General features: G+C 62.5%; 30 protein-coding genes and 2 tRNA genes. 19 read left to right on the top strand and 13 right to left on the bottom strand.

Features of this window, described 5'->3' with window-relative positions; genetic code table 11:
* The first annotated feature begins 2 nt into the window (after positions 1 to 2).
* Complete coding sequence (locus QZ408_RS02715; protein ID WP_292489550.1) at positions 3 to 944, top strand: TIGR00269 family protein; 942 nt, start codon at positions 3 to 5, stop codon at positions 942 to 944.
* Here the strand turns inward: QZ408_RS02715 and fdhD are convergent.
* The 4 genes from fdhD to QZ408_RS02695 are packed head-to-tail and all read right to left on the bottom strand — an operon-like array spanning position 921 to position 4,018.
* A complete protein-coding gene (fdhD, locus tag QZ408_RS02710) occupies positions 921 to 1,700 on the bottom strand; it encodes a formate dehydrogenase accessory sulfurtransferase FdhD (protein WP_292489548.1) in 780 nt (259 codons plus the stop codon). The two genes, QZ408_RS02715 and fdhD, sit on opposite strands and share 24 nt — an antisense overlap.
* A complete protein-coding gene (locus QZ408_RS02705) occupies positions 1,700 to 2,884 on the bottom strand; it encodes a cysteine desulfurase (RefSeq protein WP_292489546.1) in 1,185 nt (394 codons plus the stop codon). The genes fdhD and QZ408_RS02705 overlap by 1 nt, the downstream gene beginning before the upstream one ends.
* The gene (gene larE, locus QZ408_RS02700; protein WP_292489544.1) at positions 2,881 to 3,681 is read right to left on the bottom strand and encodes an ATP-dependent sacrificial sulfur transferase LarE; all 801 of its coding nucleotides are present in this window, start codon (positions 3,679 to 3,681) and stop codon (positions 2,881 to 2,883) included. Before larE ends, QZ408_RS02705 begins: the two co-directional genes overlap by 4 nt.
* A gap of 13 nt (positions 3,682 to 3,694) precedes the next feature.
* On the bottom strand, positions 3,695 to 4,018 hold the full coding sequence (locus QZ408_RS02695; protein ID WP_292489542.1) for a transcriptional regulator: 324 nt from the start codon (positions 4,016 to 4,018) through the stop codon (positions 3,695 to 3,697).
* Between the two features lie 115 nt (positions 4,019 to 4,133).
* On the opposite strand from QZ408_RS02695, the gene nifS reads away from it, so the two are divergent.
* The 6 genes from nifS to QZ408_RS02665 all read left to right on the top strand — a co-directional run bounded on the left by nifS (position 4,134) and on the right by QZ408_RS02665 (position 8,037).
* Positions 4,134 to 5,312 (top strand): cysteine desulfurase NifS, encoded by a 1,179-nt coding sequence (nifS, locus tag QZ408_RS02690; protein ID WP_292489540.1) that lies wholly within the window; start codon positions 4,134 to 4,136, stop codon positions 5,310 to 5,312.
* Between the two features lie 12 nt (positions 5,313 to 5,324).
* The gene (nifU, locus tag QZ408_RS02685; protein ID WP_292489538.1) at positions 5,325 to 5,714 is read left to right on the top strand and encodes a Fe-S cluster assembly scaffold protein NifU; all 390 of its coding nucleotides are present in this window, start codon (positions 5,325 to 5,327) and stop codon (positions 5,712 to 5,714) included.
* 4 nt (positions 5,715 to 5,718) lie between these two features.
* Complete coding sequence (locus QZ408_RS02680) at positions 5,719 to 6,453, top strand: HesA/MoeB/ThiF family protein (RefSeq protein ID WP_292489535.1); 735 nt, start codon at positions 5,719 to 5,721, stop codon at positions 6,451 to 6,453.
* Complete coding sequence (locus tag QZ408_RS02675) at positions 6,450 to 6,728, top strand: ubiquitin-like small modifier protein 1 (protein WP_292489533.1); 279 nt, start codon at positions 6,450 to 6,452, stop codon at positions 6,726 to 6,728. The genes QZ408_RS02680 and QZ408_RS02675 overlap by 4 nt, the downstream gene beginning before the upstream one ends.
* Before the next feature lie 5 nt (positions 6,729 to 6,733).
* The gene (locus tag QZ408_RS02670; RefSeq protein WP_292489531.1) at positions 6,734 to 7,147 is read left to right on the top strand and encodes a molybdenum cofactor biosynthesis protein MoaE; all 414 of its coding nucleotides are present in this window, start codon (positions 6,734 to 6,736) and stop codon (positions 7,145 to 7,147) included.
* Between the two features lie 107 nt (positions 7,148 to 7,254).
* Complete coding sequence (locus QZ408_RS02665; protein ID WP_292489529.1) at positions 7,255 to 8,037, top strand: 4Fe-4S binding protein; 783 nt, start codon at positions 7,255 to 7,257, stop codon at positions 8,035 to 8,037.
* A gap of 20 nt (positions 8,038 to 8,057) precedes the next feature.
* Here QZ408_RS02665 and QZ408_RS02660 read toward each other — a convergent pair whose 3' ends face one another.
* Complete coding sequence (locus QZ408_RS02660) at positions 8,058 to 8,756, bottom strand: hypothetical protein (protein WP_292489527.1); 699 nt, start codon at positions 8,754 to 8,756, stop codon at positions 8,058 to 8,060.
* A gap of 131 nt (positions 8,757 to 8,887) precedes the next feature.
* Entirely contained in the window at positions 8,888 to 11,140 is a 2,253-nt protein-coding gene (locus QZ408_RS02655) for an RND family transporter (protein WP_292489525.1), read from the bottom strand.
* Positions 11,141 to 12,135: 995 nt separating this feature from the next.
* Between QZ408_RS02655 and QZ408_RS02650 the strand changes: the two genes are divergently transcribed.
* The gene (locus QZ408_RS02650) at positions 12,136 to 12,891 is read left to right on the top strand and encodes a helix-turn-helix domain-containing protein (RefSeq protein ID WP_292489524.1); all 756 of its coding nucleotides are present in this window, start codon (positions 12,136 to 12,138) and stop codon (positions 12,889 to 12,891) included.
* A gap of 122 nt (positions 12,892 to 13,013) precedes the next feature.
* Here the strand turns inward: QZ408_RS02650 and QZ408_RS02645 are convergent, their stop codons facing one another.
* Positions 13,014 to 14,303, bottom strand: a complete 1,290-nt coding sequence (locus tag QZ408_RS02645) for a serpin family protein (protein WP_292489522.1) — start codon at positions 14,301 to 14,303, stop codon at positions 13,014 to 13,016.
* A gap of 280 nt (positions 14,304 to 14,583) precedes the next feature.
* On the opposite strand from QZ408_RS02645, the gene QZ408_RS02640 reads away from it, so the two are divergent.
* On the top strand, positions 14,584 to 14,997 hold the full coding sequence (locus QZ408_RS02640; RefSeq protein ID WP_292489520.1) for a pyridoxamine 5'-phosphate oxidase family protein: 414 nt from the start codon (positions 14,584 to 14,586) through the stop codon (positions 14,995 to 14,997).
* Between the two features lie 420 nt (positions 14,998 to 15,417).
* On the opposite strand, the gene QZ408_RS02635 is transcribed toward QZ408_RS02640, so the two are convergent.
* Positions 15,418 to 15,490, bottom strand: a tRNA-His gene (locus tag QZ408_RS02635).
* Between the two features lie 364 nt (positions 15,491 to 15,854).
* Here QZ408_RS02635 and infB point away from each other — a divergent pair.
* Positions 15,855 to 17,636, top strand: a complete 1,782-nt coding sequence (gene infB, locus QZ408_RS02630; protein WP_292489518.1) for a translation initiation factor IF-2 — start codon at positions 15,855 to 15,857, stop codon at positions 17,634 to 17,636.
* Between the two features lie 117 nt (positions 17,637 to 17,753).
* Positions 17,754 to 18,152, top strand: coding sequence for a 30S ribosomal protein S6e (locus tag QZ408_RS02625; protein WP_292489516.1), 399 nt, complete (start codon positions 17,754 to 17,756; stop codon positions 18,150 to 18,152).
* Between the two features lie 130 nt (positions 18,153 to 18,282).
* On the opposite strand, the gene QZ408_RS02620 is transcribed toward QZ408_RS02625, so the two are convergent.
* Both QZ408_RS02620 and QZ408_RS02615 read right to left on the bottom strand, forming a co-directional pair.
* Positions 18,283 to 18,747, bottom strand: coding sequence for a DUF2240 family protein (locus tag QZ408_RS02620; RefSeq protein ID WP_292489514.1), 465 nt, complete (start codon positions 18,745 to 18,747; stop codon positions 18,283 to 18,285).
* On the bottom strand, positions 18,744 to 19,166 hold the full coding sequence (locus QZ408_RS02615; protein WP_292489513.1) for a hypothetical protein: 423 nt from the start codon (positions 19,164 to 19,166) through the stop codon (positions 18,744 to 18,746). The genes QZ408_RS02620 and QZ408_RS02615 overlap by 4 nt, the downstream gene beginning before the upstream one ends.
* 92 nt (positions 19,167 to 19,258) lie before the next feature.
* Here QZ408_RS02615 and QZ408_RS02610 point away from each other — a divergent pair, with 92 nt between their 5' ends.
* On the top strand, positions 19,259 to 20,698 hold the full coding sequence (locus tag QZ408_RS02610) for a 5'-nucleotidase C-terminal domain-containing protein (RefSeq protein WP_292489511.1): 1,440 nt from the start codon (positions 19,259 to 19,261) through the stop codon (positions 20,696 to 20,698).
* A gap of 351 nt (positions 20,699 to 21,049) precedes the next feature.
* On the opposite strand, the gene QZ408_RS02605 is transcribed toward QZ408_RS02610, so the two are convergent.
* Positions 21,050 to 21,427, bottom strand: a complete 378-nt coding sequence (locus tag QZ408_RS02605; RefSeq protein ID WP_292489509.1) for a 30S ribosomal protein S8e — start codon at positions 21,425 to 21,427, stop codon at positions 21,050 to 21,052.
* A gap of 105 nt (positions 21,428 to 21,532) precedes the next feature.
* Positions 21,533 to 22,180, bottom strand: coding sequence for a hydrogenase nickel incorporation protein HypB (hypB, locus tag QZ408_RS02600; RefSeq protein WP_292489782.1), 648 nt, complete (start codon positions 22,178 to 22,180; stop codon positions 21,533 to 21,535).
* Positions 22,181 to 22,234: 54 nt separating this feature from the next.
* On the opposite strand from hypB, the gene QZ408_RS02595 reads away from it, so the two are divergent.
* The 6 genes from QZ408_RS02595 (at position 22,235) to QZ408_RS02570 (ending at position 25,436) form a co-directional block, all read left to right on the top strand.
* A complete protein-coding gene (locus QZ408_RS02595) occupies positions 22,235 to 22,507 on the top strand; it encodes a signal recognition particle subunit SRP19/SEC65 family protein (protein WP_292489507.1) in 273 nt (90 codons plus the stop codon).
* A 5-nt stretch (positions 22,508 to 22,512) separates the two neighbouring features.
* A complete protein-coding gene (locus QZ408_RS02590) occupies positions 22,513 to 23,157 on the top strand; it encodes a histidinol phosphate phosphatase domain-containing protein (RefSeq protein WP_292489505.1) in 645 nt (214 codons plus the stop codon).
* A gap of 338 nt (positions 23,158 to 23,495) precedes the next feature.
* Positions 23,496 to 24,509 (top strand): transcription initiation factor IIB, encoded by a 1,014-nt coding sequence (locus QZ408_RS02585; RefSeq protein ID WP_074369806.1) that lies wholly within the window; start codon positions 23,496 to 23,498, stop codon positions 24,507 to 24,509.
* Between the two features lie 22 nt (positions 24,510 to 24,531).
* Positions 24,532 to 24,603 (top strand) — tRNA-Ala (locus QZ408_RS02580).
* Between the two features lie 350 nt (positions 24,604 to 24,953).
* Positions 24,954 to 25,112 (top strand): hypothetical protein, encoded by a 159-nt coding sequence (locus QZ408_RS02575; protein WP_292489500.1) that lies wholly within the window; start codon positions 24,954 to 24,956, stop codon positions 25,110 to 25,112.
* Positions 25,113 to 25,121: 9 nt separating this feature from the next.
* Positions 25,122 to 25,436, top strand: coding sequence for a hypothetical protein (locus QZ408_RS02570; protein WP_292489498.1), 315 nt, complete (start codon positions 25,122 to 25,124; stop codon positions 25,434 to 25,436).
* On the opposite strand, the gene QZ408_RS02565 is transcribed toward QZ408_RS02570, so the two are convergent.
* Positions 25,431 to 25,601, bottom strand: a complete 171-nt coding sequence (locus tag QZ408_RS02565) for a hypothetical protein (protein ID WP_292489496.1) — start codon at positions 25,599 to 25,601, stop codon at positions 25,431 to 25,433. The genes QZ408_RS02570 and QZ408_RS02565 overlap by 6 nt on opposite strands.
* A gap of 170 nt (positions 25,602 to 25,771) precedes the next feature.
* On the opposite strand from QZ408_RS02565, the gene QZ408_RS02560 reads away from it, so the two are divergent.
* A complete protein-coding gene (locus QZ408_RS02560) occupies positions 25,772 to 26,071 on the top strand; it encodes a hypothetical protein (RefSeq protein WP_292489494.1) in 300 nt (99 codons plus the stop codon).
* The last annotated feature ends 188 nt before the right edge of the window (positions 26,072 to 26,259 follow it).

Here is a 26,259-nt window from a genome sequence, read left to right as displayed (position 1 = left end):
CGGTGCCCGGAGAGAACCTCTGCTCCCTCTGTCGCGAACCTGCGGTCGTCCGCCTCGTCGAGCCGGAACGACGGTTATGCGCCGCCCACTTCATCGACGACGTCGAGGCACGCGTCCTCGCCGCCATGACGCGCGAGCGGATGGTCTCGCCAGGCGATCGGGTCGCCGTCGGCCTGAGCGGGGGGAAAGACAGTACCGCCCTGCTTCTGCTGCTCCACCGCTTCCTCCCGGCGCTCAACGCAAGCCTCGTCGCGGTCACCGTCGACGAGGGTATCGCGGGTTACCGGGAGGGAACGAGCGCGGCCGCAAGAGACCTGACGAGCGAACTCGGCGTCGAGCATTCGATCGTCACGTTCGCCGACCTCTTCGGGGACGACCTCGACAGGCTCCTCGTCGGGCGGGAGGCGCAGGGTTGCACCGTCTGCGGCGTGCTGCGCAGGCGTGCGCTCGCCGAAGCGGTGAAGCAGGTCGGCGTGACGAAACTTGCCACCGGCCATAACCTCGACGACGAAGCGCAGTCGGCCCTGATGAACGTGCTCCGCGGTGACCTGTCCCGCCTTCTCCAGGATACTTCAACCGGGCAGCCCGGGCACTTCATCCCGCGGATAAAACCGCTCGCCGTCCTCTCCGAGAAAGAAATCGTGACCTACCTTCTCCTCCGCGGTTACTTCCGCGACCTGCCCGAGTGCCCGTATGCCAGCACAGCGCTCCGGTCGGAGGTGCGAACGATGCTTGCAGGGCTCGAGCACCGCCATCCGGGTACAATGCTCCGCCTGATGCAGTTCCGTGAGGGGGTCAGGCAGTCGGCCCGCTCCGCGGAGCCGAAAGGCTCCCCCGGCAGCTGCCGCATCTGCGGCGAGCTCTCGACCGGCGAGGTCTGCCAGGCCTGCAGGCTGCTTGAGCGTGACAAGAGCCCCCGTTCATCCGCTGGGGGGCGGCGTTGAAGCCCCGCGGACCCGCTCCCACCCGGTATAGATATTCATCTTCCTGCTCCGCACGAACCCGATGATGGTGAGCCCGCCCGCCTCCGCGGCCTCGACAGCGGCGGTGGTTGTCGCCCCGCGCGAGACGATCACCGGGATGTTCGCCAGCAGACACTTCCTGACCATCTCGGAGGATATTCGGCCGGAGCTGACCGCAAACGTCCGTGAAAAGTCGATCCCCTCAAGAAGGCCGTGGCCGACGACCCGGTCAAGTGCATTGTGCCGCCCGATATCCTCGGCGATCCGTATCGCCCTCCCCTCTCCGTCGAAGAGCCCGACAAGGTGGATGCCGCCGGTGATCCGGTGGGGTTCCGAGTCAAGGGTCTCTTTCGTCGCCGCCCGGATCACCTCGCGCGAGAGCGTAAGGTCCGATACGATCCCGGGGAGGCGTCCGGCATCGAGGAACGAGGTGCTCCCCCCGCACCCGGAGAGGACGGTCTTGTGGGAGGTCAGGATCGCGAGTGGGTTTTTTGTGAGGACACTCACGGTGTTTCCCTCGATCCGGATCGACTCGACCTCATGAAACCCCGTGACGATCCGTTCCGTGTAGAGAAATCCCACGACGAACTCCCGGAGCATCGTCGGGCTCGTCATGGCGGTGAGGGCGTGGCGCCCGTTGACGGTCACGGAGAGCGGCATCTCCTCGACGACGGGGTGGGTCGATGGGACGAACGAGTCCCCGTCGACCTTGACAATCGGCAGTTCGCGGTAGAGCATCAGATCATCCTCCGGGAGATCTCTTCGACGGTGGCTATCAGCGTATCAATCTCCTCCTTTGTGGTGTAGATGTAGGTGCTCGCCCGCACCGTCCCTTCCGGGAGGCCGAGGTGCTCCATGAGCGGCTGACAGCAGTGGTGCCCGGACCTGACGAGGACGGCGGCGGCCTCGTCGAGGATCTGCGCCACCTCGTGTGGATGCATCCCCTCGACCGTGAACGAGACGACGCCGATCCGCTCAGTGTCTGCATCCGGCCCTGCAACTGTGACGCCGTCGAGCACGGCGAGCCCGTCGATCAGCCGGGCGCACAATCGCTCCTCGTGCCGCCGCACCGTGTCCATCCCGATATCCCGGAGGTATGCCGCCGCCCGTGCAAGCCCGATGGTGCCGGCGATCGGCGGCGTTCCCGCCTCGTAGCGCTGCTCGCCGGGAGCGAGGGTGTAGCCTCCGTCTGTCACGCTCTCGACCGCCCCGCCCCCGACGAAGAGCGGTTCGAGGTCCGAACCAAGCATCCAGAGCCCGCCCGTCCCGGTCGGGCCGAGCATCTTATGGCCCGAGAAGCAGAAGTAGTCGCACCCCATGGCTGCAACGTCGACCGGGAGGTGCGGCACCGACTGGGCGCCGTCGACGAGGAGCCGGGCACCCCGGTCGCGGCAGATCCCGGCGATCTCCCCGACCGGGAGGACGGTGCCGAGAACGTTCGAGGCGTGGGTAACGGCGACGAGCCGGGTGTCGTCGCGGACGGCCGCCTCCAGGTCGGCAAGGTCGAGGTTGCCCGCGGCGTCCGGCCGGATGATATCCACCGCGACCCCCCGCTCGCGGAGCCGGAGCCAGGGAAGGAGGTTTGAGTGGTGTTCGAGCATGGTCGTCACCACCCGGTCGCCCCGTTGCCAGGGCAGACCGGCGGCGACCGCCCCGATCGCCTCGGTGGTGTTCCGGGCGACGGCAAGGGTGCCCACCTCTCCCCCGATGAACGACCTTATGGCGTCGCGAGCGTCCCGGTAGCGGTGAGTGGCGACGGCGGCGAGCCGGTGCATGCCCCTCCCGACGTTTGCCCGGTACCGGAGGTCGTATTCGACCATTGCCTGGACCACCGGCTTTGGGGTGAGCGATGTGGCGGCGCTGTCCAGGTAGATAAGGTCCCGGGTGATCGGGAAATCCACCCTGCAGTCCCCGATCGTCATAGGACCTCGTCCATGCTCCCGCTCCGGTATCCGGCGAGGTCCAGGGCGACGTAGGTAAAGCCAATCCCCCGGAGCGCGGCCGTGACCACGTCCCGTATGCGAAAGAGCTGTTCCAGTGCGTCGGGAGGCACCTCGATCCGGGCGACGTCGCCATGTACGCGGACCCGCACCTGGCAGAACCCCCGGTCCTGCAACGCTTTCTCGGCCGCCTCGATCCGGGCGAGCACCTCTTCCGTGACCACGTCCCCGTAGGGGATGCGGGTGGCAAGACAGGCTGCCGAAGGCCTGTTCCAGAACGGAAACCCACACTCGCGGGCGATCCTGCGGATGTCGTCCTTCGTTGCACCCGCCTCGGCGAGGGGGTGACAGATTCCCTCCTCGTCGCTTGCGGCAAGTCCCGGGCGGTACGCTTCGAAGTCGGAGGTGTTCGTCCCGTCTGCGACCGCGTCGATCCCTTCCCGCCGTGCCAGTTCCTTCAGCAGGCGGGACGATGCTTTCTTACAGATGTAGCACCGATCTCGCGGGTTTGCCCGGAATGCGTCGTCCCGGAGGATCGGGAACGCCACGACCTCCAGGGGGAGGTCCAGCCGGGCGGCAGTCTCCTGCGCCTCATCTACTGCCCGCCGGGGCACAAGCGGCGAGTCCAGGAGGACGCACCTGACCTGCTCCTTGCCGTGCGCCCGGACGGCCAGCGCAGCCAGAAGCGAACTGTCGATGCCCCCGGAGTAGGCGACCAGCACCGGTCCTTTTGCCTTGAGAGCCGCAAAGACCGATTCTCTGCTACCTCTGGATTCCACTGGTGAGCCTCTCTTATGTACCCTCATCGCATGAACCGCTCAGCCGGTTCTCTTCGCGGATCTGCGCACAGATCTCGCATATCCGGGCGGCAAGATCGTCTACCTGACCGGTATGGAGATCCCGTGCGAGTTGGTTGAGCGATTCTTTCACCTCACCCTCAAAGACGATCCGGTATCCCCGCTTCCCGGTGAGATACTGTGATATCGCCGACGGTGTCATATCAAGGAGACGGGCGGCCTCCAACTGGGAGACACCCATATTACTCAGTTCTTCCGCGATCGCAGCACGGATTGCGGGCAGTACATTCCATACAATCAACTGGCAGGGGAGTTTCATGATACCACAGCTTTTAATTGTCCCGGAACAAATCTAACGTTGATGTTAACAATTGTTAACTTTGATCTCGAAGAACAAATACCTTTGCACATGACCGGGATGGGGTGCAAGCGCCATGGCTAACGGGAGATCGCGGTCGGTCTACATGGACCACGCGGCGACGACGCCGACGCGGCCTGAGGTCGTCGAAGCGATGCTCCCCTGCTTCACGGAACGGTTCGGGAACCCCTCCTCGCTCTATGCCCTCGCCCGGGAGGCGAAGGAGGCGGTGGGGGAGGCACGAGGACGGGTGACGGCGGCCATCGGGGCCCGGCCGGAGGAGGTCTGCTTCACCTCGGGCGGCACGGAGTCCGACAACTGGGCGATCAAAGGGGTGGCGGCGGCGAACCGGAAGCGCGGCAACCACATCATCACCTCCGCGATCGAGCACCACGCCGTCCTCCACCCGTGCCGCACCCTGGAGAAGCAGGGGTTCTCGGTCACCTACCTGCCTGTCGACGAGCTCGGCCGCGTGGATCCGGGCGATGTCGAGGAGGCGATCACTGACCGGACCATCCTCATCTCGGTGATGATCGCGAACAATGAGATTGGAACGATCCAGCCGGTCAGGGCTATCGCTGAGGTCGCGCACGATCACGGCATCCCCTTCCATACCGACGCCGTCCAGGCGATCGGGGCGATACCGATCGACGTGGACGAGATGGGGATCGATCTCCTCTCGCTTTCGGCCCATAAATTCGGCGGCCCGAAGGGGGCGGGAGCGCTCTACGTCCGGCGGGGGATCCGGATCGGGGCACTCATGGACGGCGGCGGGCAGGAGCGGGGGCGACGCGCTGGAACCGAGAATGTACCCGGAATCGTCGGGCTTGGAAAGGCTATCGAACTCGCGGTTGCCGAGGCACCCCGGAGTTCCACCAGGATCGCCGCGATGCGGGACCGGCTGATCCGGGGGATCCTCGACGCGATCCCGGAGACCCGACTCAACGGCCACCCGACGGAACGGCTCCCGAACAACGTCAACGTCGCCTTCCGCTACGTCGAGGGCGAGTCGATCCTCCTCATGCTCGATGCCCTCGGGATCTCCGCCTCCACGGGAAGCGCCTGCACCTCGGCATCGCTTGAGCCCTCGCACGTCCTCACCGCTTGCGGCCTCCCACCTGAGCATGCCCACGGTTCGCTCCGGCTCACCCTCGGCTCTCGGAACACCGAAGAGGACGTCGACTACGTCCTCTCGGTCCTCCCCCGGGTGATCGAGCGCCTGCGGAAGATGTCCCCGATCAGCCCAGTACGATAACGCGTGATTTCTATGTACAGCGAACGAGTTATGGACCATTTCATGAACCCCCGAAACATGGGGGAGATCCCGGATGCCGATGGTGTCGGTGAGGTCGGAAACCCGGCCTGCGGCGATATTATGCGGATAACCCTCCGGATCGAAGAGAACAGGATCGTGGATGCGAAATTCAAGACCTTCGGGTGCGCCGCTGCCATCGCGTCGAGTTCGATGGCCACCGAGTTGATCAAGGGAAAGACCCTTGAAGAGGCGTGGGCGGTCACCAACAAAGCAGTTGCCGGGGCGCTGGAGGGGTTGCCTCCCCAGAAACTCCACTGCTCGGTTCTCGCTGAGGAGGGGATCCATCAGGCGATCGACGACTACCGGGCACGGCACAGGACGCCGACGGCGAATGGAGGATAGCGGTATGCTTCTTGAACGGGAACGGGAGCGCTACGCCCGGCAGATCCTCCTCTTCGGCGAGGACGGGCAGGAACGGCTGAAGAAAGCGAAGGTCTTCATCGCCGGGGCAGGGGGTCTCGGCTGCCCGATCGCTCTCTATCTTGCCGTTGCCGGTGTCGGGGAGATCCTTCTTGCGGATCGGGATATCGTGGACCTGACCAACCTGAACCGGCAGGTCCTCCATTGGGAGAGGGATATCGGCAGGCTGAAGGCCGGATCAGCGGAAGCGAAACTCCGGGAGGCAAACCCCGATATCCGGGTCGAGGCCTTTGCAACGACTATCAATGAAGCAAATGTCCGCGACCTGGTGGGCGATGCCGACCTGATCGTGGATGCGATGGACAATTTCCCGACCCGTTACCTCCTGAACCGGGAGGCGCTCCGGTCAGGTATTCCCCTGTTGCACGGTGCAATTCGGGGATTCGACGGCCAGGTGACGACTATCATTCCCGGCCGGACCGCCTGCCTCGAGTGCCTCTTCCCGGAGGCCCCGCCCGCCGAGGTCTTCCCGGTCGTCGGGACGACCCCGGGGATCATCGGCCTCATTCAGGCGAATGAAGCGATCAAGTATATCACCGGCATCGGCGACCTCCTGTTAAATCGGCTCCTCCTCTGGGACGGGCTCGCGACGACGCTTGAGACGTATGCCGTAGAGCGGCGGTCCGGATGCCCTGCCTGCGGGGGTGAGGTGCGACCATGAAGGTCCGTGTGAGGGTGTTCGCCCGGTTCAGGGAGATTCTCGGGAGCGACCTCATGATCGAGGTTCCGGACGGAGCGGCGATGGCAACGGTTCTTGCTGCACTCCGGGAGCGTGCCGGGGACGAGGGCGACGCAATCTTTGATGGGACGGGGGCGCTCCGGTCCCATGTTATCCTGATGCGAAACGGGAGACGAATGAACAGGAATGATATCGGGACTCTCGCCCTTGCGGATGGGGATGAGGTAGCCCTTTTCCCGCCGGTCGCGGGGGGATGAGGCACATGATTGGTATCACTAGGGATATCATCGACGCAGGCGCGATGATCGAGGCGGCGAAGAGGCCAGGCATGGGAGCCCTGGTCACCTTCTGCGGCGTCGTCAGGGACGACGGCGGGATTGAGCGGATGGAACTAGAGGTCTACGAGGAGGTTGCAGTCCGTGAACTGGGGTTGATCCGTGACGAGACGATGCGCGAATACCCGATCGAGTCGGTGAATATCGTCCATCGCGTCGGGTCCCTCCAGGTCGGCGAGACCATCCTCCTCATCATCGTCGGAGCCGGGCACCGGAAGGAGGCATTTGCCGCCTGTGAATATATTATCGACAGGATCAAGCAGACTGTGCCGATCTGGAAGAAGGAGATCGGCAGGGAAGGGGATCGGTGGGTGCCGGGGGAATACGGGGAGGCCGAGTAGGCGTGCCTGCCTGCCGCTTCACCCCGCATGATAGAAGATATCGCATCCGGTTCGTGCCCGGGATGTGAATGTTTTTCCCCTGCCCGGCGCAAGAGATCTCAATAGTTATGAACCACGACCTGAAGGCGGCCGTCCTTCGACGGTGCCGGAGGATGGAGATCCCGCTCGTCGGGGTCGCGGGCACGGACCGGTGGGAGCACCCGCCGTTTGAACCCTGGATGCCGGAGGAGTTCTACCCGCAGTCGATCTTTCCCGAAGCCCGGTCGGTGATCGTCGTCGGCCTCCCGGTCCACCTCCCGGTGCTCGGGACCGCCCCCTCGATCTACTACCACGAGCTCTACAGGACCGTCAACACCCTGCTCGACCAGTACACCTACCGGCTCGCGTCGTTCCTCAACGACCACGGCTACCCCTCGGTCTTCGTCCCCCGGGATGGTTATGGGGGCATCGAGGTGCTCCTGAAGAATCCGGTCGCCTTCTTCTCGCACCGGCACGCCGCCTTCCTCGCCGGGCTCGGGACGTTCGGCGTGAACAACGCCCTTCTCACCCCGGAATACGGCCCCCGTGTCAGGTTCGGTTCGGTCCTCACCGCCGCAAAACTCCCTCCCGATCCCCTGCGGGAAGAAGACCTCTGCACCCGGTGCATGCGATGCGTCGAGGCCTGCCCCGCGGGCGCGCTCGACGGGCGGGACTACCCCGAGGGGCTCACCGATAAGGCTTCCTGCGCCAAAAACAGCGCCGAACTCGCCCGGCGCCACATCTCCCCCTGCGGCGTCTGCATCACGGTCTGCCCGGTGGGAGAGGACCGGCGGCACTACGGCGCTGCCGGTGGGGAGGATCCCCGGTACCGCCGGGCCCGGGAACACGTACAGAAGTATGGCGGGCTGTAGGAAACCCGCCCGGAAAAAGGTTACTCCCGTTTCACCCTGCCCGTCAACCGGTCCATCATCTCCGGCGCCCGGTCCCGGAGGCCAAGCCCGACGATGATGGCGATCGCCGCACCGAGCCCGAGCGCAAGTCCCCAGGCGAGCGGGATGACGAAGACATAGATGATCGAGAGGTCGATCAGGAGCTGCTGGAGCGCGAGGATGACGACGACGAAGTAGAGGAACGCCCGCAGTGCCATCGCGATCACCCCGAAGCCCTCGATCCTCTGCGCCTCCCCCATGCCCTGGAGGAGATCCATGAGCCAGTCGATCAGGATGATCCCGATGACCAGGATCAGGATGAAGGCGATGACGTTCGGGATGTAGGCCACGATGGCCGCGACCGCCGCCGTCAGGGATGCGATCTGGAGGACGCTGACGGCCGCGAGGATCGCGATGAGGTAGATGAGCCAGCGGACGATGAGATCGAATAACCGGACGATACTTATCCCCGACCGCTCGATATGTGTCCCGACTGCCGTCTTCCTGAGGGCGTCGTCGACGCCGATCCGGTCGATAATCTCTGCAACGACCCTCCCAAGAATCCGCCCCAGAATCCAGCCGATGATAAGAATGATGATTGCTGCGATGATGTTTGGCAGAAACAGAATGATGTTGCGGGTCAACTCCTCAAGAGGTGCAAATGGCGCAAATACCTGCGCCGCGAGGTCTCCATTTGCCACGGTATACCACCGGGAAAGGATATGATAGGTACTATATAAGCCTGATGTACCTCCAGCCAGCCGTGGTGCTGGTGGAGGCAACAGGCGGAGAGCGTTCCCGAGGTCGCCCCCGGATCCCGATCAGAGGCCGGTCACGTGCGAGCCCCGGCCGGGACCCGCGGCCGCCCGGTGTAGCGGTACATCAACGCGAGGATCGCCGGCATCACGACGATCGCTCCCACGAGCGAGAACCCAACCGATATGACCGTCACGATCCCGAAGTTAGCGATGATATTGAACGTCGAGAGCGTGAGTGCCGCGAACCCGAAGACCGTCGTCAGCCCTGAGACAGTCACGGCGGTCCCGATCTTCTGCACGGCGGTCTGGATGGCATCGAGGAACTCCATGCCCCGGGCAAGTTCCTCCTCGCACCGCTCCATGATCAGGATGGTGTACTCGGAGGCCACGCCGATCGTCATCGACCCGAGGACGGCGGTCAGCGGCGTGTAGTCGAGGCCAAGCAGGTACATGATCGCCCCGTTCCAGCCCACGATGAAGACGATCGGGATGACCGGCGAGACGGCCCCGAACCTCCGGTAGACGAGGACCAGGAACCCGAGGATGAAGGCGAACCCGAGCACGGTCATCAGCGTCCTGGACTCGTTGATATCATCCATGACGGCAGCGAACATCTCCATGCTGCCGGTGATCTTCACCGTCACGCCGGCCGGCGGGTTATTCCACACTGCGTCGCTCTGCATCCTCTTGACGAGATCGCGGGCGACGCTCATCTCCATATCGACCGTCGAGAACTCGAGCACCGCCTCCATGTTCCCGTTGAGGTAACGTTTCAGGGTCGACTCCGGGATCCGGGCGACGACCTCGTCGGTCTCCCTCCGGGTCGAGGGCAGCACCCCGTCGTTATGCTCCCGGATCAGGGTTGCGATGCTCGCAACACCGGTGATCTTATCGTTGTGCTCCTGTTCGTAGATCCCGAACTGTTCGATCCAGGTGAGCGTCTCCGGGCTCCGGACGTCGTCTGCAATCACGATGATCGGGATGGTGCTCGTCGATCCCATGGTCCGGGTGATCTTCTCGAGGTCCTGGAGGGCCGGCATATCGCGGGGGACGAAGGTCTTTTCGTCTGCGCTGATGGGGACGCTCTGGTCGAGATGATAGCCCCCTGCCGCGACCACGGCAAAGAGCAGGATGACGGGGAGCGGGTGCTTGGCGACGGTATACGCCAGTCGGCCGAGGAGGCGGTCATACCGGTCGAGGAGAGAGTTCCCGGGCTCCGGGACGGGAGCGGAGGCTGCGGCCTCCTTTTTCGGCCGGTACCTCATGATGATTGCAAAGACCGGGACGATGATGAGCGCCGCGACGTAGCAGGACGCGACCCCGATGGTGCAGACCATCCCGAAGTCGGCCACCATCGGCACCGGCGCAAAGAACATCGCGATGAACCCGAGCGCCGTCGCCGACATCGCGATCAGGACCGAGGGGCCGAGGCTCACTACCGTGGTCCATACTGCCTCCGGGATAGTACTGTGCCGGATCTCCTCGTCAAACCGGGCATGGAACTGGATGGCGTAGTCGATCCCGATCCCGATGAGCACCGGGAACGCCCCGACCACCGTCATGCTGACCGGGATCCCGAAGAGGCCCATGAACCCGAAGGTCATGATGAGCCCGACGGCGACGACCGCGACCGGGAGGAGGCGGTAGCGGACGTGAGAGAAGAGGAGCGTCACCGCGAGGACCATGAGGAGCATGGCCGCGAGGATCAGCGTGCCCATCTCGGTCCCCATCGCCTCGCCCATCTCCTTCGAGAACGCCGGGTTGCCGGAGACCGTGACTGAGAGACCTGGCGGGGGCTCCGATATACGGATGGTAGACTCGATGTTCCCGAGGACCTGCTGCTGGGCGTCCATGGAGACGCCCGGGTCAAGGGTGATGACGCTGATCGTCATGAGGTCCGAGGGCAGCATCCTCTCGACGAGTTCCGGGGGAGCCTGAGCGATGATCGCGTCGATCTCCGCTTTGGACGACGGCAGGGTGCCGCCGTTCGCCCGTTTGAGGAGATCGACGACGCCGGAGACCTCGTCGACGTAGCGCTCGTTCCTGAGGTCTTCCTGGAGGCGGTCGATATACCTGAGGACATCGGGGCTCCTCACGCTGTCCGCCTCGTAGATGAGCATGATCGCGTCTGAGCCGTAGGTATCCTTGTAGTGGGCGAGGAGCGCGCCGCGGGGGGTGGTTTTGTCGATGTAGGTGTCGTCGCCGGTCTCCATCGTGACCATCGAGAGCCCGAAGAACGCGAGGATGAAGATGGCTCCGGCAACCCCGGCGACGGCCCAGGTGTGGTCGTTGACGGTGGCGGCGAGCCACTCGTAGGGGTTCCTCATCCGCGCTCCTCCCGGGCGATCGCCGGGGCTGCCGCGTGGGCAATCCCGGCATCGTTCTTTCCGGCGGGCCCGGTGCCGTACTCCCCTGCGAACCTCCGGCGCATCGCGGGGTCGGGAACCCGGTATCGCCGGCCCCCCTCATCGGGTTGCCCCGCCGTGAGAACACGTGAGAACGGATTTTCTACGGGCTTCCCGCCCGCGGGGCGGTGAAGCAGGGCTACGGCGCGCCGGTAGTCTGCCGGCGGGAGGAGTCCGGTCCCGGTCCGGACCCGGCCGGTCTCCCGGGGATGTGGCTCCTTGCAGGATGTTCTGCGATGTGCAGGTCTCCGGCACGGGGGTTCACCAGGGTTCCGGTGAGGTCCGGCGTTGCAGGCGGGTGCGCAGATCACGTCTCTCCTCATGATAAACAGCTCATTTGCTGGAAGTAGTAATTTCGAGGGGATAGATATGAATCTACTGAAACCCGGGCGATGCAGGCCTCAGGTTACCGTGCCGGAGCCTCTACGGAATGGGTTGTTGAGCCCGGTCTTTGAGAACGGAGAGGTCCCCGGGGCATGTCTGCGGTTGATGTCAGGATAGGAAGGACGTTTTCGCCGTAGAAACCTTGCCGGGCGGGCAACGGTTCGGGCGGCGGCCCGGGCCGCTGCCTCGAGCCCGCCGCCGCTGCCTCCGGATACGCTCCAGGGTATGTTGATGACGGATCTTCCCGGTTTCGGCGATGATACACCGGGGGATTAGTTCAGGTGGTATCGTTCTTCGCGTGCTGCTCTCGTCCGTCCTCACCAGGGCAGCCCTCTTCGAAGGTGGGTATCCTCCGCCCGGCGTTCCGGCTCGTTCTCCGTGGAGTGCCTGTTTTCCGGGTGAAGTCATGGACTACAGGGTTTCTGACGGGCGGCTGCTCCGGGGGACGGTCTTGCGAGAGATGGCTGCTCTCTCGCCGATCTATCTGTCTCTCTCCGGAAACCATAAGTCTGGTGCAACTCAATAGAGGTGCAATGACTCCTGAGATCATCCCCGGGCTCCGGGCCCTCGGGATGAACGAGTACGAGGCGAGCGTCTACTCCACACTCGTCGGGTTGCAGAAGGCGACCGCACGGGATATTCACGAGGTGAGCGGGGTTCCCCGGGGGCGGATCTACGAGATCTTGAACGATCTGGCCCGGCGGGGGTTCATCGGGGTGGAGGAGGGTTCTCCGGCCTCCTACTACATCCTTGACATCGATGTGGTCTTCGACCGGCTCAAGGACGACTACGTCCGGTCCCTTGATGAGACACGCGAGGCTTTAAAGAGCCTCTCGGTCAAACCGCGCCTTGCCCCGGACTCGTTCTTCATCCTCCGGAGCGGCTGGGCGATCGAGAATCATATCACCTCGCTCTTCCGCCGGGTGAAGAGGAGCATGGTGATCCTCTGCTACAACCCGGGGTTTCTCCAGAGGTACTACACGATCATCAAGCCGCTTGAACGCAAGATCGACCTCTACGTTGTCGTTCGGAGGAGGGAGGAGTATGCCGGGATCAGGCTCCCGATCTACGAGGCCCGGAGAACCGTCGTCGATCTCCTGGATTCCCGGCCGGTGAACGGGCCCATGATGGACGGCCTCCGGCGGGAGGAATGCGCGATCCTGGTCGACGGCCGGGATTTTCTCGCGATCGCCACCGCAGGGTCCGGACGGCACGCGGTGATCGGCTCGGATATGCCGATCATCGGGTACCTGCAGAAGACAATCGTCGAGCGGCTCCGGGAGGTGTGAGGGGGCCCCGATCCTGCCTCACCCCGTGCCCTATTCGCAGCTCTAAACTCTCGATGTTACCGTTGAAGTCTCCCGCATGGAGCCCATACGGGAGGCGGGACGACAGCCCCGCCCCCTGCCCTTTATGAGTTTTCCGGATTGGTGACCCGTCCCATAAAGAGGATCGTGCCGGAGTCCTTCTCCGTGATGAGGAAGACGAACGGGTGGTCCGCCCGGAAGACGGGCGTAGTGTCTGGACGTGCACTTGTAATGCCTATGACGACCCCGGTCGCGGCCGCGGCCTCGGTGCCCTCTTCGTTCACGTCCACAAACGCCTTATGGACGACGCCGCTGATGACGAGGTCCTTTGTGCCGTCCATCCCCGAAAGGTCGGCATCGCTGGTGAACGCCGTCGGCATCCCCATCGCTGCAAGCGTCCCCGGGAGACTGTACTCCGTCTCAAGCGTGAACTTCGGGAAGAAGACGTTGACACGCTCGCGCACCAGCGAATCCCACAGGGCCGCGATCTTCTCTGTATCAAGGGCTTCCTCAGCAGCCGTCAGGTTGTCTTCTTTCGGGAGCAGGACGAGCATCGAGAGTTCTGTTCCGCTTCCGTGCGCATACGGCAGTTCGAGCACCTGGAGGGTCGCAGTCTCTGCGTACCCGTAGATCGCGTCCTCATCCGTCCGTTGCATCATCGGGACGTGCACGGTCTCGTTTGGTGCAACCCGGAACTCCTCCTCCCGCGTCTCGTTCGCATCGAACTGCATGACCCAGGAACCCTTGAAGTAGATCGCGTTCGTGATCACGAGCCGGGTCATGGAGTCGATCGAACCGGGCGGCAGAAGGTCGCGGATCTTCTCTTCGGTCTCTCCCTCCACCCAGCGGTTGATGGTCGCGCGCGACCCTTCGGGGTTCTTCGCGAAGTCAAGGTTCGTCGTGTTTGCCCCGTACCAACGTTCGGCCACGTCGATGTACTCCGGGAGGAACGGATATTTCTCCTCCGCCCAGAGGGCGTTTGCGGTGCGCAGGGTGTAGTTCTCGTCACCACGGGCAAGATCGGCATCGATCCCGGCAAACCCCTCCCGCCGGAGGGTGTCGTTCGCCGGGAGGTGCAGCACCGACCGGATCTCGTCGGCGGTCGTGCCGCGGGCGCCCTCGTAGGTGATCGCGAGGGCCGAGGAGATGCTGTAGGGCGAGAAGAAGAGGTTTTGACCCGTGGACTCCGGGGCGCTCGCGATCTGCCGGTAGAGGTCGAATGCAAACCGGGTGTTCCCGGCCGTCACGTTGCCGGGGTCGTCCGGCGTCTCCTCTCCGGCGGGTGGAGCAGAATCCGCCGACGTCGCATCCGGCGTATCGGTGCACCCGGCGGCGATACTGCCGAGCGCGATGAGGGATGCCAGAAGCAGCATACTGATCGTTCTTCGGTTCATGGCCTCCAGTATGGTCCGTCGGGTAGTTATATCCAGCGCTGGTGGCGAATTTTTTCCGAAGTCTCGCGCTCCCCATATGGCCCGTCGTACAGCAGTTTCCTCTCAGATAGGCATCTCTCCGAGCCCTGCACAGCGTTTCGGCATCCCTATCGATGCGTTCCCCGGGATGGGCTTCCCGAGAACGTTAGCGGAGTACTGCACCGGAATGCCTATGAGCATGCCCGGTAGTCCTAACGTTGTTAGGATGCGGTCCTTTCTGAGGCGATGATCCATGGTAATAATGCCCGATGACCTTATTGCGCTCCTGAAAGACTGGCATTCGGTGCCCGTCGCGACCACCGGAGTTGATGGGATGCCCAATGTTGCAGCCAAGTCGGTCATGGTCAGGGATCCCGAGACCATCATCTGGGGCGAGCTCTATTTCATGCAAACCTACGAGAACCTCACGCGGCACCCTGTTGCTTCGCTCTGTGCCTGGGAATGGACCCCACCGTTTACAGCATATAAGGTGAAGGGGAGGGTGATGATCCACGAACATGACGAAGTAACAGCGATGCTTGACAAGAGAGTCTGGGCGGGACACAGTGAGGAGTTCGCGGCTCGCACAGAAGGAATGGCAGCGGTTGTCCTCACGGTTGAAGAGATTTACGACCAGACTCCCCGGCTTGAGGCAGCAGGAAAGCGGATCGCGTAGGCCATCTAGGCGAACTACCCGCGCTCCCGGGCGAGGCTTCCTGCTCCCGCCTCCCTCTGCTGAGACAAGTTAACCGGCTTCCCGGCGCGTTCTATACCTGAGACTCCGGCCTGTTATCACAGCACTGGTGCCGGACATCGCCCGCAGGACGTGCCGCACCTCCGCACACGTCCGCCCCGCACCCGCTCAGGATCTTTAGGATGTGGTAATGCAAGGAGAGGAACACGAACGCATCTTCAGCCGGCTGCCATGCGGGGGACCCGGGCGCGCCGGTACGGGCTATACGGATCTGGTGGCGCGGATTGCCCGGCAGGGGCCGGTCAACCACCCTCACCTGCCGAAGGGGTTTGCAATGGATGTCTGGAGACCACAGGGTCGTGATTTAATGGCTTGAGAAGAGATTTGAACCTGAAAACGGAAGGCCAGGGCCGAGATTCGAACCCGGGTCGAGGGATCCACAGTCCCTTAGGATAACCGACTACCCCACCCTGGCAGTTGTACTCATTCTAGTTGGCAGTCGGATTTGATTAAGGTATCTCTTCATCACCCCCGCGCCCTCTACCGCTCCCGGCGATCACGGGTGCACGTCGGGCCGGGATCGCCGACGACCCGGGTCTGCCGCGCATCCAGGTGCCGGGTTGCCGGGTCCGGCCATCCCGGCTCCGGCCAGGTGCATGTCCGGGAGAATCATTAATAGACCTCATGCTCTATAACGTACCAGTGTTCCGGGCGCCGGAGGACGCCCCGGGGGTAGGGGAATCATCCGGGCTACGGCATGATTCAGGAAAAACGGTCAATATTCCAGGTTTTTTGGGGATTATCCGCCCATAACTCACATATACCGGAAGGTGATAACCATGGCAAAGCAATCAACGATCAGGACTCCCATCGTCTGCGTGATGGGTCACGTGGACCACGGCAAGACGTCGCTCCTCGACAGGATCCGGGGCTCGTCCGTGGTCTCGACCGAGGAGGGCGCGATCACGCAGCACATCGGCGCCACGCTCGTCCCCATCGACGCGATAACCCGGATGAGCGGCGCTCTGAGCAAGGTCAGCGTCAACGTCCCGGGCCTCCTCTTCATCGACACCCCCGGGCACCATGCCTTCACCACCCTCCGTGCGCGGGGGGGAGCGCTCGCTGATATGGCGATCGTCGTGGTGGACATCAACGAGGGTTTCCGTCCGCAGACGATCGAGGCGCTCCAGATCCTGCGAAATTACAGGACACCGTTCGTCATCGCGGCAAACAAGATCGACCGCATCCACGGCTGGCGCGTCCACGAAGGCCAGCCGTTCACAAAGACGTTCTCGCAGCAGAACGAGCGCGTCCAGGGGGCTCTCGAGACGAAAGTCTACGAACTTGTCGGCAAACTCGCCGACCTCGGGTTCAACTCCGAGCGGTTCGACCGGGTCTCCGACTTTGCGCGGAACATCTGCATCGTGCCGACGAGCGCCCTCACCGGCGAAGGTGTCCCAGACATCCTCATGGTGCTGATCGGGCTCGCCCAGCGCTATATGACCGAGAACCTCAAGGTCAGCACCGACGGACCCGGAGCCGGCACGGTGCTCGAGGTGAAGGAGGAGCGGGGGCTTGGGATGACGCTTGACGTGATCCTCTACGACGGGACCCTCAAGGTCGGGGACGAGATCGTCGTCGCAGGAAACGACCAGATCATCGAGACCAAGGTGCGCTCCCTCCTAAAACCCCGCCCCATGAGCGAGATCCTCCTCGAAGAGCGGTTCGAGCGGGTCAAGTCCGTCACCGCCGCAGCGGGGATCAAGGTCGCCGCCCCGAGGCTCGACGGGGTCATCGCGGGCTCCCCCCTCCGGGCCATCCGGGGAGGGAACCGGGACGAGGTGATCGAGCGGGTCCGCCACGAGGTCCAGGACATCCAGGTGAACCTCTCCGACGTCGGGGTCATCATCCGGGCGGATACCATCGGCGCCCTCGAAGCGCTCTCGAAGGAGCTCGAGGGGCACCAGATCCAGGTGATGCGGGCCGCTGTCGGGCCGGTCACCCGCCACGACGTCATCGAGGCGGGGACGATCAAAGACCCCCTCTACAGCGCGATCATTGCCTTCAACACCCCGGTCCTGCCGGATGCGGTCGACACCCTGGCGGACGCCTCGATGTCCCACGTCAGCATATTCGAGGGCGGGGTCATCTACCAGCTCCTCGACGACTACGTCGAGTGGCGGGATGAGAAGAAGCAGGAACTCGAACGGCAGCAGTTCGAGAAACTGATCATGCCGGCAAAGATCCGGATCCTCCCAAACTGCGTCTTCCGGCAGAGCAACCCGGCGGTGGTCGGCGTCCGTGTCCTTGGGGGGAAGCTCCAGAGCGGCGTCGATCTCGCGCTCCCGAACGGAAAGAAGGTGGGCCGCATCAAGCAGATACAGGCGAAGAACGAGACGGTCCAGGAGGCGGAAGCGGGGAAGGAGGTGGCGATCTCCATCGAGGGGCCGACGGTCGGCCGCCAGATCAACGTCGATGACGACCTCTACGTGGACGTGCCGGAGCGGCACGTGAAGGTGATCGAGCGGGAGATGATCAACCAGTTAAGCGCGAGCCTGCGTGAGACCCTCGAGGAGTTCACCACCCTCCGGCGCCGGGAAGACCCCTTCTGGGGGAAGTGAGCCCTCTTGCGCGCTTTGACGGGGGCTCCCGGCTACCGTTTCCTTTCAACCCCGCGGAGGTAGGCTTTTAATACCATATTATCAAATTGTATAGATACTTTTGAAGGAGTCGTCAACATGGTAGATTTCAAAATTATCCTCTCGGACCCGGGTACCGGGCGTTCATACAAGATCGATGCAACCGGCCCGGCCGCCGGAGCGCTCATCGGCAAGCGCATCGGCGACGAGATCGACGGGGGCATCCTCGGCCTTCCGGGCTACACGATCCGGATCACCGGCGGCACGGACAAGACCGGCATCCCGGCACGCCGCGACCTTCCCGGGCCGGCACGCCGGAGGCTCCTGCTCTCCGAGGGCGTCGGGTTCCACCCGGTCATGGAAGGAGAGCGCCGCAGGAAGTCGGTGCGTGGGAGCGAGATCAGTGCCGATTTCGTCCAGATCAACGCCGCCGTGAAGCAGAGCGGCGCAAAACCCTTAGCCGAATATTTCGGCCAGCCCACAGCGGCTGCCGAATAATCCGCACCCCTCTTTTTCTGAGAAACTTTGTTTTCGGAGCGGGCGAAACCTCCTCCCGGAGCAGCCGGCATTCCCGGGTGCCTGGCCCCCTCTCCTGGAGATTGCCGGAGGGGGCAGACTCCTGCTCCTCCTACCGCTTCTTTACGACCGATCTTTCGAGGGCGGGCAGTTTGTCCTCGAATGCCACCCCGTATTTTCTCGCGAGGATGACCGCCGCCGCCTCCACCCGGAGGTTGCCGTCAAAGTGGTCGGCGACGACCCGGTGGAGCTCGGCAACGATCTCCTGTGCCGGTCTCCCGGTCGCGGCGGCGATGCGCCCGATGAGGTCCTCCGAGGGGTTCTCCGTGACGAGGATATCGGAGGTGGGTTTGAAACCGAGCGGTATCGAGACCTCCGCGACGTCAAAGAGCGGCCGGATGGCGCCGCCCTCCATCTCGACAAGCCCCTCCGACTTCGCCCGCTCCAGGAGCTGGTTCGCCTGCTCCTTGTTCATCCACTTCCGGTCGATGGCGATGTAGAAGACGAACTCGCTCCTCTGCAACCGCTCCTTGCGCATATGTTTGAACGGTGCGGCAACCGCAATCCTGACGCTCACTCGCAGGCACCCTTAAGGATTCTTCGCAGGTCCATCGCATCCAGGTCGCCCAGGCGCCCCTCCTTTGCGATGTAGCACTCCGTCACCGGCCCCTTATCGACGATCCTGAGATAGAAGACGTTCTCCGCGACCGGCAGCCTCTTCTCGGGGGTGAGGAGCGTCCTCTGCAGGCCGACACGAAAGTCTGCAGCCTCGGTGACCATCTCGGAGATCGGCAGCAGGTCGTCGAGGTCCAGGAACTTTGTCCGCCCGTCCGCGACCTGGACGCGGATCCGCTCCTTGATGAGGCCGTCCGCCCCCTTCGCTGTCGTGTGGGTGTCGTGCATCCGGGCTATACAGGTGAGGACATCCCCAAACGGCCGGGCAAGTTCAAAATCGAGGTCGATGGACTGGGGGAAACGATGGTATATCCTGCGCATCACTAAGACTGACGTCCGCAGAACGTAAAAAGGATCTGATCCCACCGGAGGCGCAAAAGTTTTTGGCGCACCCGGCCCCTCCCTGCACCCGTATGACGGATCACCTTACGCTTCTGCAGATGAACGACTCGCACGGGTACCTGGAACTGCACCCGGAACTCTTCTGGGCCGCTGATCGGGCCGAGTACCGAATGGCCGGGGGGTATGCCAGGATAGCAGCGCTTATCGGGGACGCGCGGGACGCGCAACGAGGGCGGGTGCTCGCGTTTGACTGCGGCGACACCATCCACGGCACGTACCCTGCCGTCCAATCGAAGGGCGAGGCGCTCGTCCCGGTCCTCAACGCTCTCGGGTTCGACGCCATGACCGCGCACTGGGAGTTTGCCTACGGGCCGGAGCAGTTCCAGAAAGTCGCCCGCGCTCTTGACTACCCGGTACTCGCCGTCAACTGCTACGACGACGCGACGGGCGACCTTGTCTTTCCTCCCTATACCGTCTGCGAGACCGACGGCCTCGAGGTGGGCGTCATCGGGATCGCCGCTACAATCGTTGACAAGGTGATGCCGCCGTCCTTCTCGGAGGGCGTCCACTTCACCCTCGGAAACGCCGAACTCCCCGGCTACATCGCCCGGCTCCGGGACGACGAGGGGGTGGACCTGGTCGTGGTGATATCGCACCTCGGCTTTCCCCAGGAGGTGAAGCTCGCCCGGGAGGTGGACGGGATCGATGTCCTCCTCTCAGGGCACACCCACAACCGCCTCTTTGAACCGGCTATCGTCAACGACACCATCATCATACAGTCCGGTTGCCACGGCTCCTTCCTCGGGCGGCTTGACCTTACGGTCGAGAACCGGCGGGTGACGAAGTTCGACCACGACCTCATCGTCGTCGGTGAGGAGATCCGGCCCGATCCCGGGGTTGAAGAGCTGGTCAGGAAGATAATGGACCCGCACCGCGAGCGCCTCTCCCGGGTCGTCGGCGAGACCCGGACCGCCCTCAACCGGAACACGGTCCTCGAGGCCACGATGGATAACCTCCTCCTCCAGGCACTCCTCGACCTCACCGGCGCGGATATGGCGTTCTCGAACGGCTGGCGCTACGGCGCCCCGGTGCCGCCGGGTCCAATCACGGTAAACGACCTCTGGAACATCATCCCGGTGAACCCCCCTGTCTCGACGGTCGAGATCACAGGCCGGGAGCTGCGGGCAATGATGGAGGAGAACCTGGAACGGACCTTCGCGCGGGACCCCTACGATCAGATGGGCGGCTATGTGAAGCGCTGTGCGGGAATCAACCTCTACTGCAAACTCGAGAACGCGCCCGGACTCCGTATCCAGGAGTTCTTCGCGGGGGGAAAGAGGCTTGATCCGGATACCGTCTACCGGACCGCGTTCGTCACCGCTCAGGGCGTGCCGGCGAGTTACGGGGAGAACCGGGAGGATCTCGATATCCGGGCGATCGCGGCGCTCGAGCGTTACCTGGCGAGAGGACCCGTGAGCGCCGATCTCCGCGGGAGCGTGGTGGCGGTATGACGCCGTCCTCGCGGGTCGTCATCCGGGTGAGCGAGCGCGACAGGGCGACCCTGGCCCTGAGGAATGTAAAAACCTGATCGCCGGCCCTGGGGCGGGGTCGGTCGGGGTCGAGGTGGTGGCTTACGCCGGCAGGGTGGAGGGGCTCCGTGCCGGCGGCCCGGACGCCACCTTCATGGACCTGCTCGCGAGGTACGGTGTCTGGTTTGTCGTCTGCCCAAACACTTTCCCGTTCCCGGAACCTGGCGGCGGAGGACTTCCCCGGCTATGTCAAGACTGTCCCGTCCGGCGTTGTGGAATGGGTCGTCAGGCAGGCGGAAGGCCGGTATTACCTGAGTCCGTAAAAAAGATATCTTATGCGATCAGGACAGCGTTGACGACGCCGTCCTGACCGGGTCTGCTGACGATCCGCGCGCGTCCTGCGTCCGTCCTGATGACGGCGCCTTTGGTCAGGAGGCTCCGCCGGACGTAGTTCGGGTTGGCGCTGTTTGCCTCGACCGCCTCGATCTTCGCCTTCCGGGTCTCGCCGGTCGCCGGGTTCGCGACCGTCGCATAGTCCAGCCTGAGGGCCCGGACCTTCTGGTTGCCCCCGTAGGTCCGGACAACCTTCTTGCGCTCTTCACCGATGTGCGTCTCTGCCGGAGCTCTTCCGATCTCCGCTCTCTTCTTGCCCTGGGAGGCGTGGTAGCGCCCACCCGACGGCTTCCGTACTGATCTTCCTTGCCACTGCATGTGACCACCGAAATACTCTGTTGAGGACGCGATACCCGTCGTGGGAAAGCAATCTCTCGTTAAAGTGCTATAACTATTCGGGGCGGGAATATTTAACTGTGCTGATCAGGCGAGGATCGCGTCCAGCAGTTCCCGGATACCTTCCCCGGTCTTCATGTTCGTCCGGAAGACCTGCATCTCCGGGTTGTAGCGGCGCATATCCTGCTCCATCCGGTCGAGGTTGGCGCCGACGAACCCGGCGAGGTCGACTTTGTTGATGACGCCGATGGTACTGCCGCGAAACATCATCGGGTGCTTGTTCACCACATCGTCCCCTTCTGTGGAGCTGACGATGACGATCCTTTTTTCGGCACCCAGTCGGAAGTCCGTCGGGCAGATCATGTTGCCGACGTTCTCGATGAAGAGGACGTCGATATCGTCAAGCGGCAGGTGTTCGATGGCATGCTCCACCAGGTGGGCGTCGAGGTGGCATTCCTTCCCGGTGTTCGCGTTGTAGGCCGGGATCCCGAGGGCGACGATCCGCTTGAAGTCGTCGTCGCCGTAGACGTCTCCCGCGATGGCGCCGGCGCGGAGCCCCCGCTCCTCAAGAAGCGGGACGAGCCGCTCGATCGTGGCGGTCTTCCCCGACCCGATCGCACCGAGGAGGTCGAACGCCCGGATACCGTGATCCCTGAGGTGTTCGGCGTTGGCATCTGCGATGCGGTTGTTGACGTCGTAGATGTCCTTCTCCACATGGACGTCGATATGGTGCATGGTATGTACTGTGATCATGATCTGTTTATAGGTTAACACCCATACCCTACGGCAATGAGCGTTGAGCGCATCCTGTACCCCTGTTACTTCGACGTCACGCTGCAGCGGCGGGAGGGGCGCCGTGTCCCGAAGAACCTTGGCGTGAAGTCACCGGAACTCTCCGCTATCGAGGCCGCCCTGCGAAGGATGAAGGTCCCGCACCGGGTGGAGGCACACCACCACCCCGCCCGGTGGGCGGAGCGTGAAGGCAGGGTTGTGGCGGAGTGGGAAGGGAGCAAGGAAGACCTGATCCGGAAGGTCGCCCGCGATCTTGCCGGCCGGAAGTGACCAGGATGTACGACCTGCACACCCACACCCTCCTCTCCGATGGCGAACTCCTCCCGACGGAGCTGGTCCGGCGGGCCGCCGTACTCGGCTACGAGACCCTCGCCATCACCGACCACGCGGATGCCTCGAACCTCGCGCACCTGGTGGAGGCGGGGAGCATGGTCCGGGATTCGGCGCGGCGGTACGGCGTGAACCTGCTCGTCGGGGTGGAACTCACCCATGTCCCGCCGTCCCTGATCCCGGCACTCGCGCGCGAGGCGAAACAGCGCGGTGCCGATATCGTCGTGGTCCACGGTGAGACGGTGATGGAACCGGTCGCTCCGGGGACCAACCGCGCCGCCTGCACCTGCGAGTACGTCGACGTGCTCGGCCACCCCGGGCTGATAACGGTCGAGGATGCCCGCGCGGCCGCGGAGCACGGGGTCGCGCTCGAGATCACCTCCCGGGCGGGGCACAACCGGACCAATGGCCACGTGGTGGGGGTGGCCCGGGCGACCGGCTGTCTTCTCACGGTCGATTCTGATACGCATGCGCCGTCCGATCTGATGTCAAAGGAGGCGCGGCAGACGGTTGCACTCGGTGCCGGGCTGACGGAGGCGGAATCCCGGGAAGTACTCTCTCTCTCTATTAAACGACTTCTGCAGAAGTAAGATGAAGTATTTATATTTTAGCGAAACGTTTTTATAATCTCACGATCAATATATATACGTTACTAAATACATCCAGCTATAGTATCCCCTAGAGGTTGCAGTTTGCGGTTAATCGGACGTTCTGTAAGTGTTTGCGGTAATCGCTTGTTAATCTTGCGATGCGATGCCGCACAGTTGCCCCGCCTCTACGGTGAGGCTCTGGATCGCCGGTTGAAACCCATAGGGAAGGTTGTCGACATCTTTGGGAATATATCATCTCCCTATGCCGTAGTCCTCTGCTACAATGGCTGCTCCGTGCAGGTTGGCGAGAAGATCTTTGCAAAATAGGTGTATAATCGATGGCAGAAGTTGAAAAATTGAAACAGCTGCAGTTGCAGCGTGAGGCCCTGAAGAAGAGAGGGGAGCAGAAGGTTAAAGAGACCGAGAAGAAGCGTACCGAGGAGAGTGTCCAGTCCGTCTGTCCCGAGTGCGGCAGCCGCCAGCTCGTCCACGACTACGAGCGCGCTGAACTCGTATGCCAGAGCTGCGGGCTTGTCCTTGACGAAGAGTTCATCGACCGCGGTCCCGAGTGGCGTGCCTTCGACCACGACCAGCGCATGAAGCGCTCCCGTGTCGGCGCACCGATGACGTTCACGATTCACGACAAGGGTCTCTCGACGATGATCGACTGGAGGAACCGTGACTCCTACGGTCGTGCGATCTCGAGCAAGAACCGCGCCCAGCTCTACCGTCTCCGGAAGTGGCAGCGGCGTATCCGGGTCTCGAACGCGACTGAGCGGAACCTTGCGTTCGCGCTCTCGGAGCTGGACCGGATGGCGTCTGCGCTCGGCCTGCCCCGGAACGTGCGCGAGACCGCCGCGGTCGTCTACCGCGATGCGGTGGACAAGAACCTGATCCGCGGCCGGAGTATCGAGGGTGTTGCCGCGGCGGCGCTGTATGCGGCGTGCCGGCAGTGCAGCGTGCCCCGGACGCTCGATGAGATTGCAGAGGTCTCCCGGGTGTCGAGGAAGGAGATCGGGCGCACCTACCGGTTCATCTCGCGCGAGCTCGGGTTAAAGCTCCTGCCGACGTCCCCGATCGACTACGTTCCGCGCTTCTGCTCGGGCCTGAACCTGAAGGGCGAGGTCCAGAGCCGGGCGGTCGAGATCCTCCGGCAGGCCGGAGAGCGCGAACTTACGAGCGGTAGAGGCCCAACGGGCGTCGCTGCGGCGGCCATTTACATCTCGTCCATCCTCGGCGGCGAGCGGCGCACCCAGCGTGAAGTCGCCGAAGTTGCGGGCGTGACCGAGGTCACGATCAGGAACAGATATAAGGAACTGGCAGAAAAATTAGATATCGAGATCATACTCTGATCTCATATCCCCTCACACCTTTGGGCTCGTAGATCAGGGGTAGATCGTTTCGTTCGCAACGAAAAGGCCGCGGGTTCAAATCCCGCCGAGTCCACTCCGATTGGCGATACGGTCACGTATGCGCCCCTAATTCCCTTTTCCGCCTCTTCTATCAGACGTTCAACGAATCGAGACGCATTCGTAACGTTGTTCTTCAGAAATTCATGTGCCTGATCGGATAGTGTAAACGTATACTTTCTCCGTTTACGCTCATATTGCTTCTCTTTCTTCTGGCGTGCCATAATTCTCTTCTCCTTTCTACTGTCCGGACAGATACATATCCGTCCTGACAGACAGGTATACCTAATCCTCCGTGCAGGCGGCACATAAAGAGAGGGTGCCATAAAGACGGGCGGTTTGTTTGACACCTGCTTTTTAAGTGGATATACTTGCCACGTATTGGCTATGAAGCGAATCAATGCAAAGGGAGAGGTCTTTCAGCAGACTTCCGTCTACATCCGTGAGAACGTCTACCTCCTCGCGAAGGAAGCGAGCATCCCCATGTCAGAGGCTGCAGAACTGGGCGTGATTGCCGCGCTGCGTGCGCGGGGCGTCGAGGTCTGAGGGAGGCGCATGACGAAATACGAGATCATAATCACAGAGACGGCAGAGAAACATCTTCAGGCAATCAAGCGTGGAGATAACGAGTATGTCAAAAAAATCATCGATAAAATAAAATTCTGTCTAGGTGAACACCTGTTCACTTCGATCAAACAATGCAATAAGAAGAAACTGAAAGGGAAGGAGAACACTCACCGGTTACATGTTCAGAGGAAATTCACCGTGTTTTATAAGGTGGTGAGAACAGAGCAAAAAACATTTGTGGAAATCCGTGAGGTTATGGGCTTCGAGGCGGCGCACAAGAAGTACCCGCACATCGATTTATAACCCCAGCCTCTTTTCTACCTCGGCCAGGGTATATTTCCGACCTTTCCCCGCTCTCTCCATGTCTGCATCCAGTCTATCGATACTGGCTTGGATTTCAGCCTGGGTAAGGGTTCTTTTAGTCTTTGGGGTTGCCTTCTCCCGCTCGACTACCGTCTTCGTCGGCATGCATGATGATGTCTGTATCTGGAAAGATATAGTTTTGGGCGAGGATCACTTTCACGCTTTGTAGGTCTTGAACCATATGATAGGAAAATGTCCGCTCGACTGACGTATGAATTATGATCGTCCCTAGGAATATATAAATACTCAGAGACCCCATGCTCAAGGAGAGATCTATGACCTTTGATATCGATGAGAGCCGTGCAAACGAGCGATTCGAGGAGATCGCGCTGAAGCATCGGTTAGATCCTACTATCCTCCGAAACATCATGGTCGAACGAAACAAGGGCCGTAACAACGCAGAAATTGCGGAGAACCTTGGCCTGAATAAGAACACTGTGGGGAAATACGTCAGTGCTTTGAACTCGATGAGCGATGAGGATCTCAGGACCCTTCTGCTCATCATCGCAATCATAGGTGCGGGGGCATTCCTCCTGGCCTTTGCAGCGGCTATGATGCAGCCGTCTGGAGGATGATCTACATGAAGCAACTTGGCGGAGGATGCAAAGGGCCACCAGGTCCTTGTATCACTCACTGTAAAAGGAGGTGAAGAGACAGATGGAGATGAACATCATCCTTCCACCAAGCGCCTTCAACAACCCGGCTGTGAACCTTTGGCTTGGGATTGCGGTCGGTATCGTTGTCGGTGCAATCATCGTGTCGG

It is taken from the genome of Methanoculleus sp. 10 (assembly GCF_913757945.1).
In the GTDB taxonomy this organism is placed as follows: Archaea; Halobacteriota; Methanomicrobia; order Methanomicrobiales; family Methanoculleaceae; genus Methanoculleus.
This window is presented reverse-complemented; position numbering and strand designations above follow the sequence as displayed.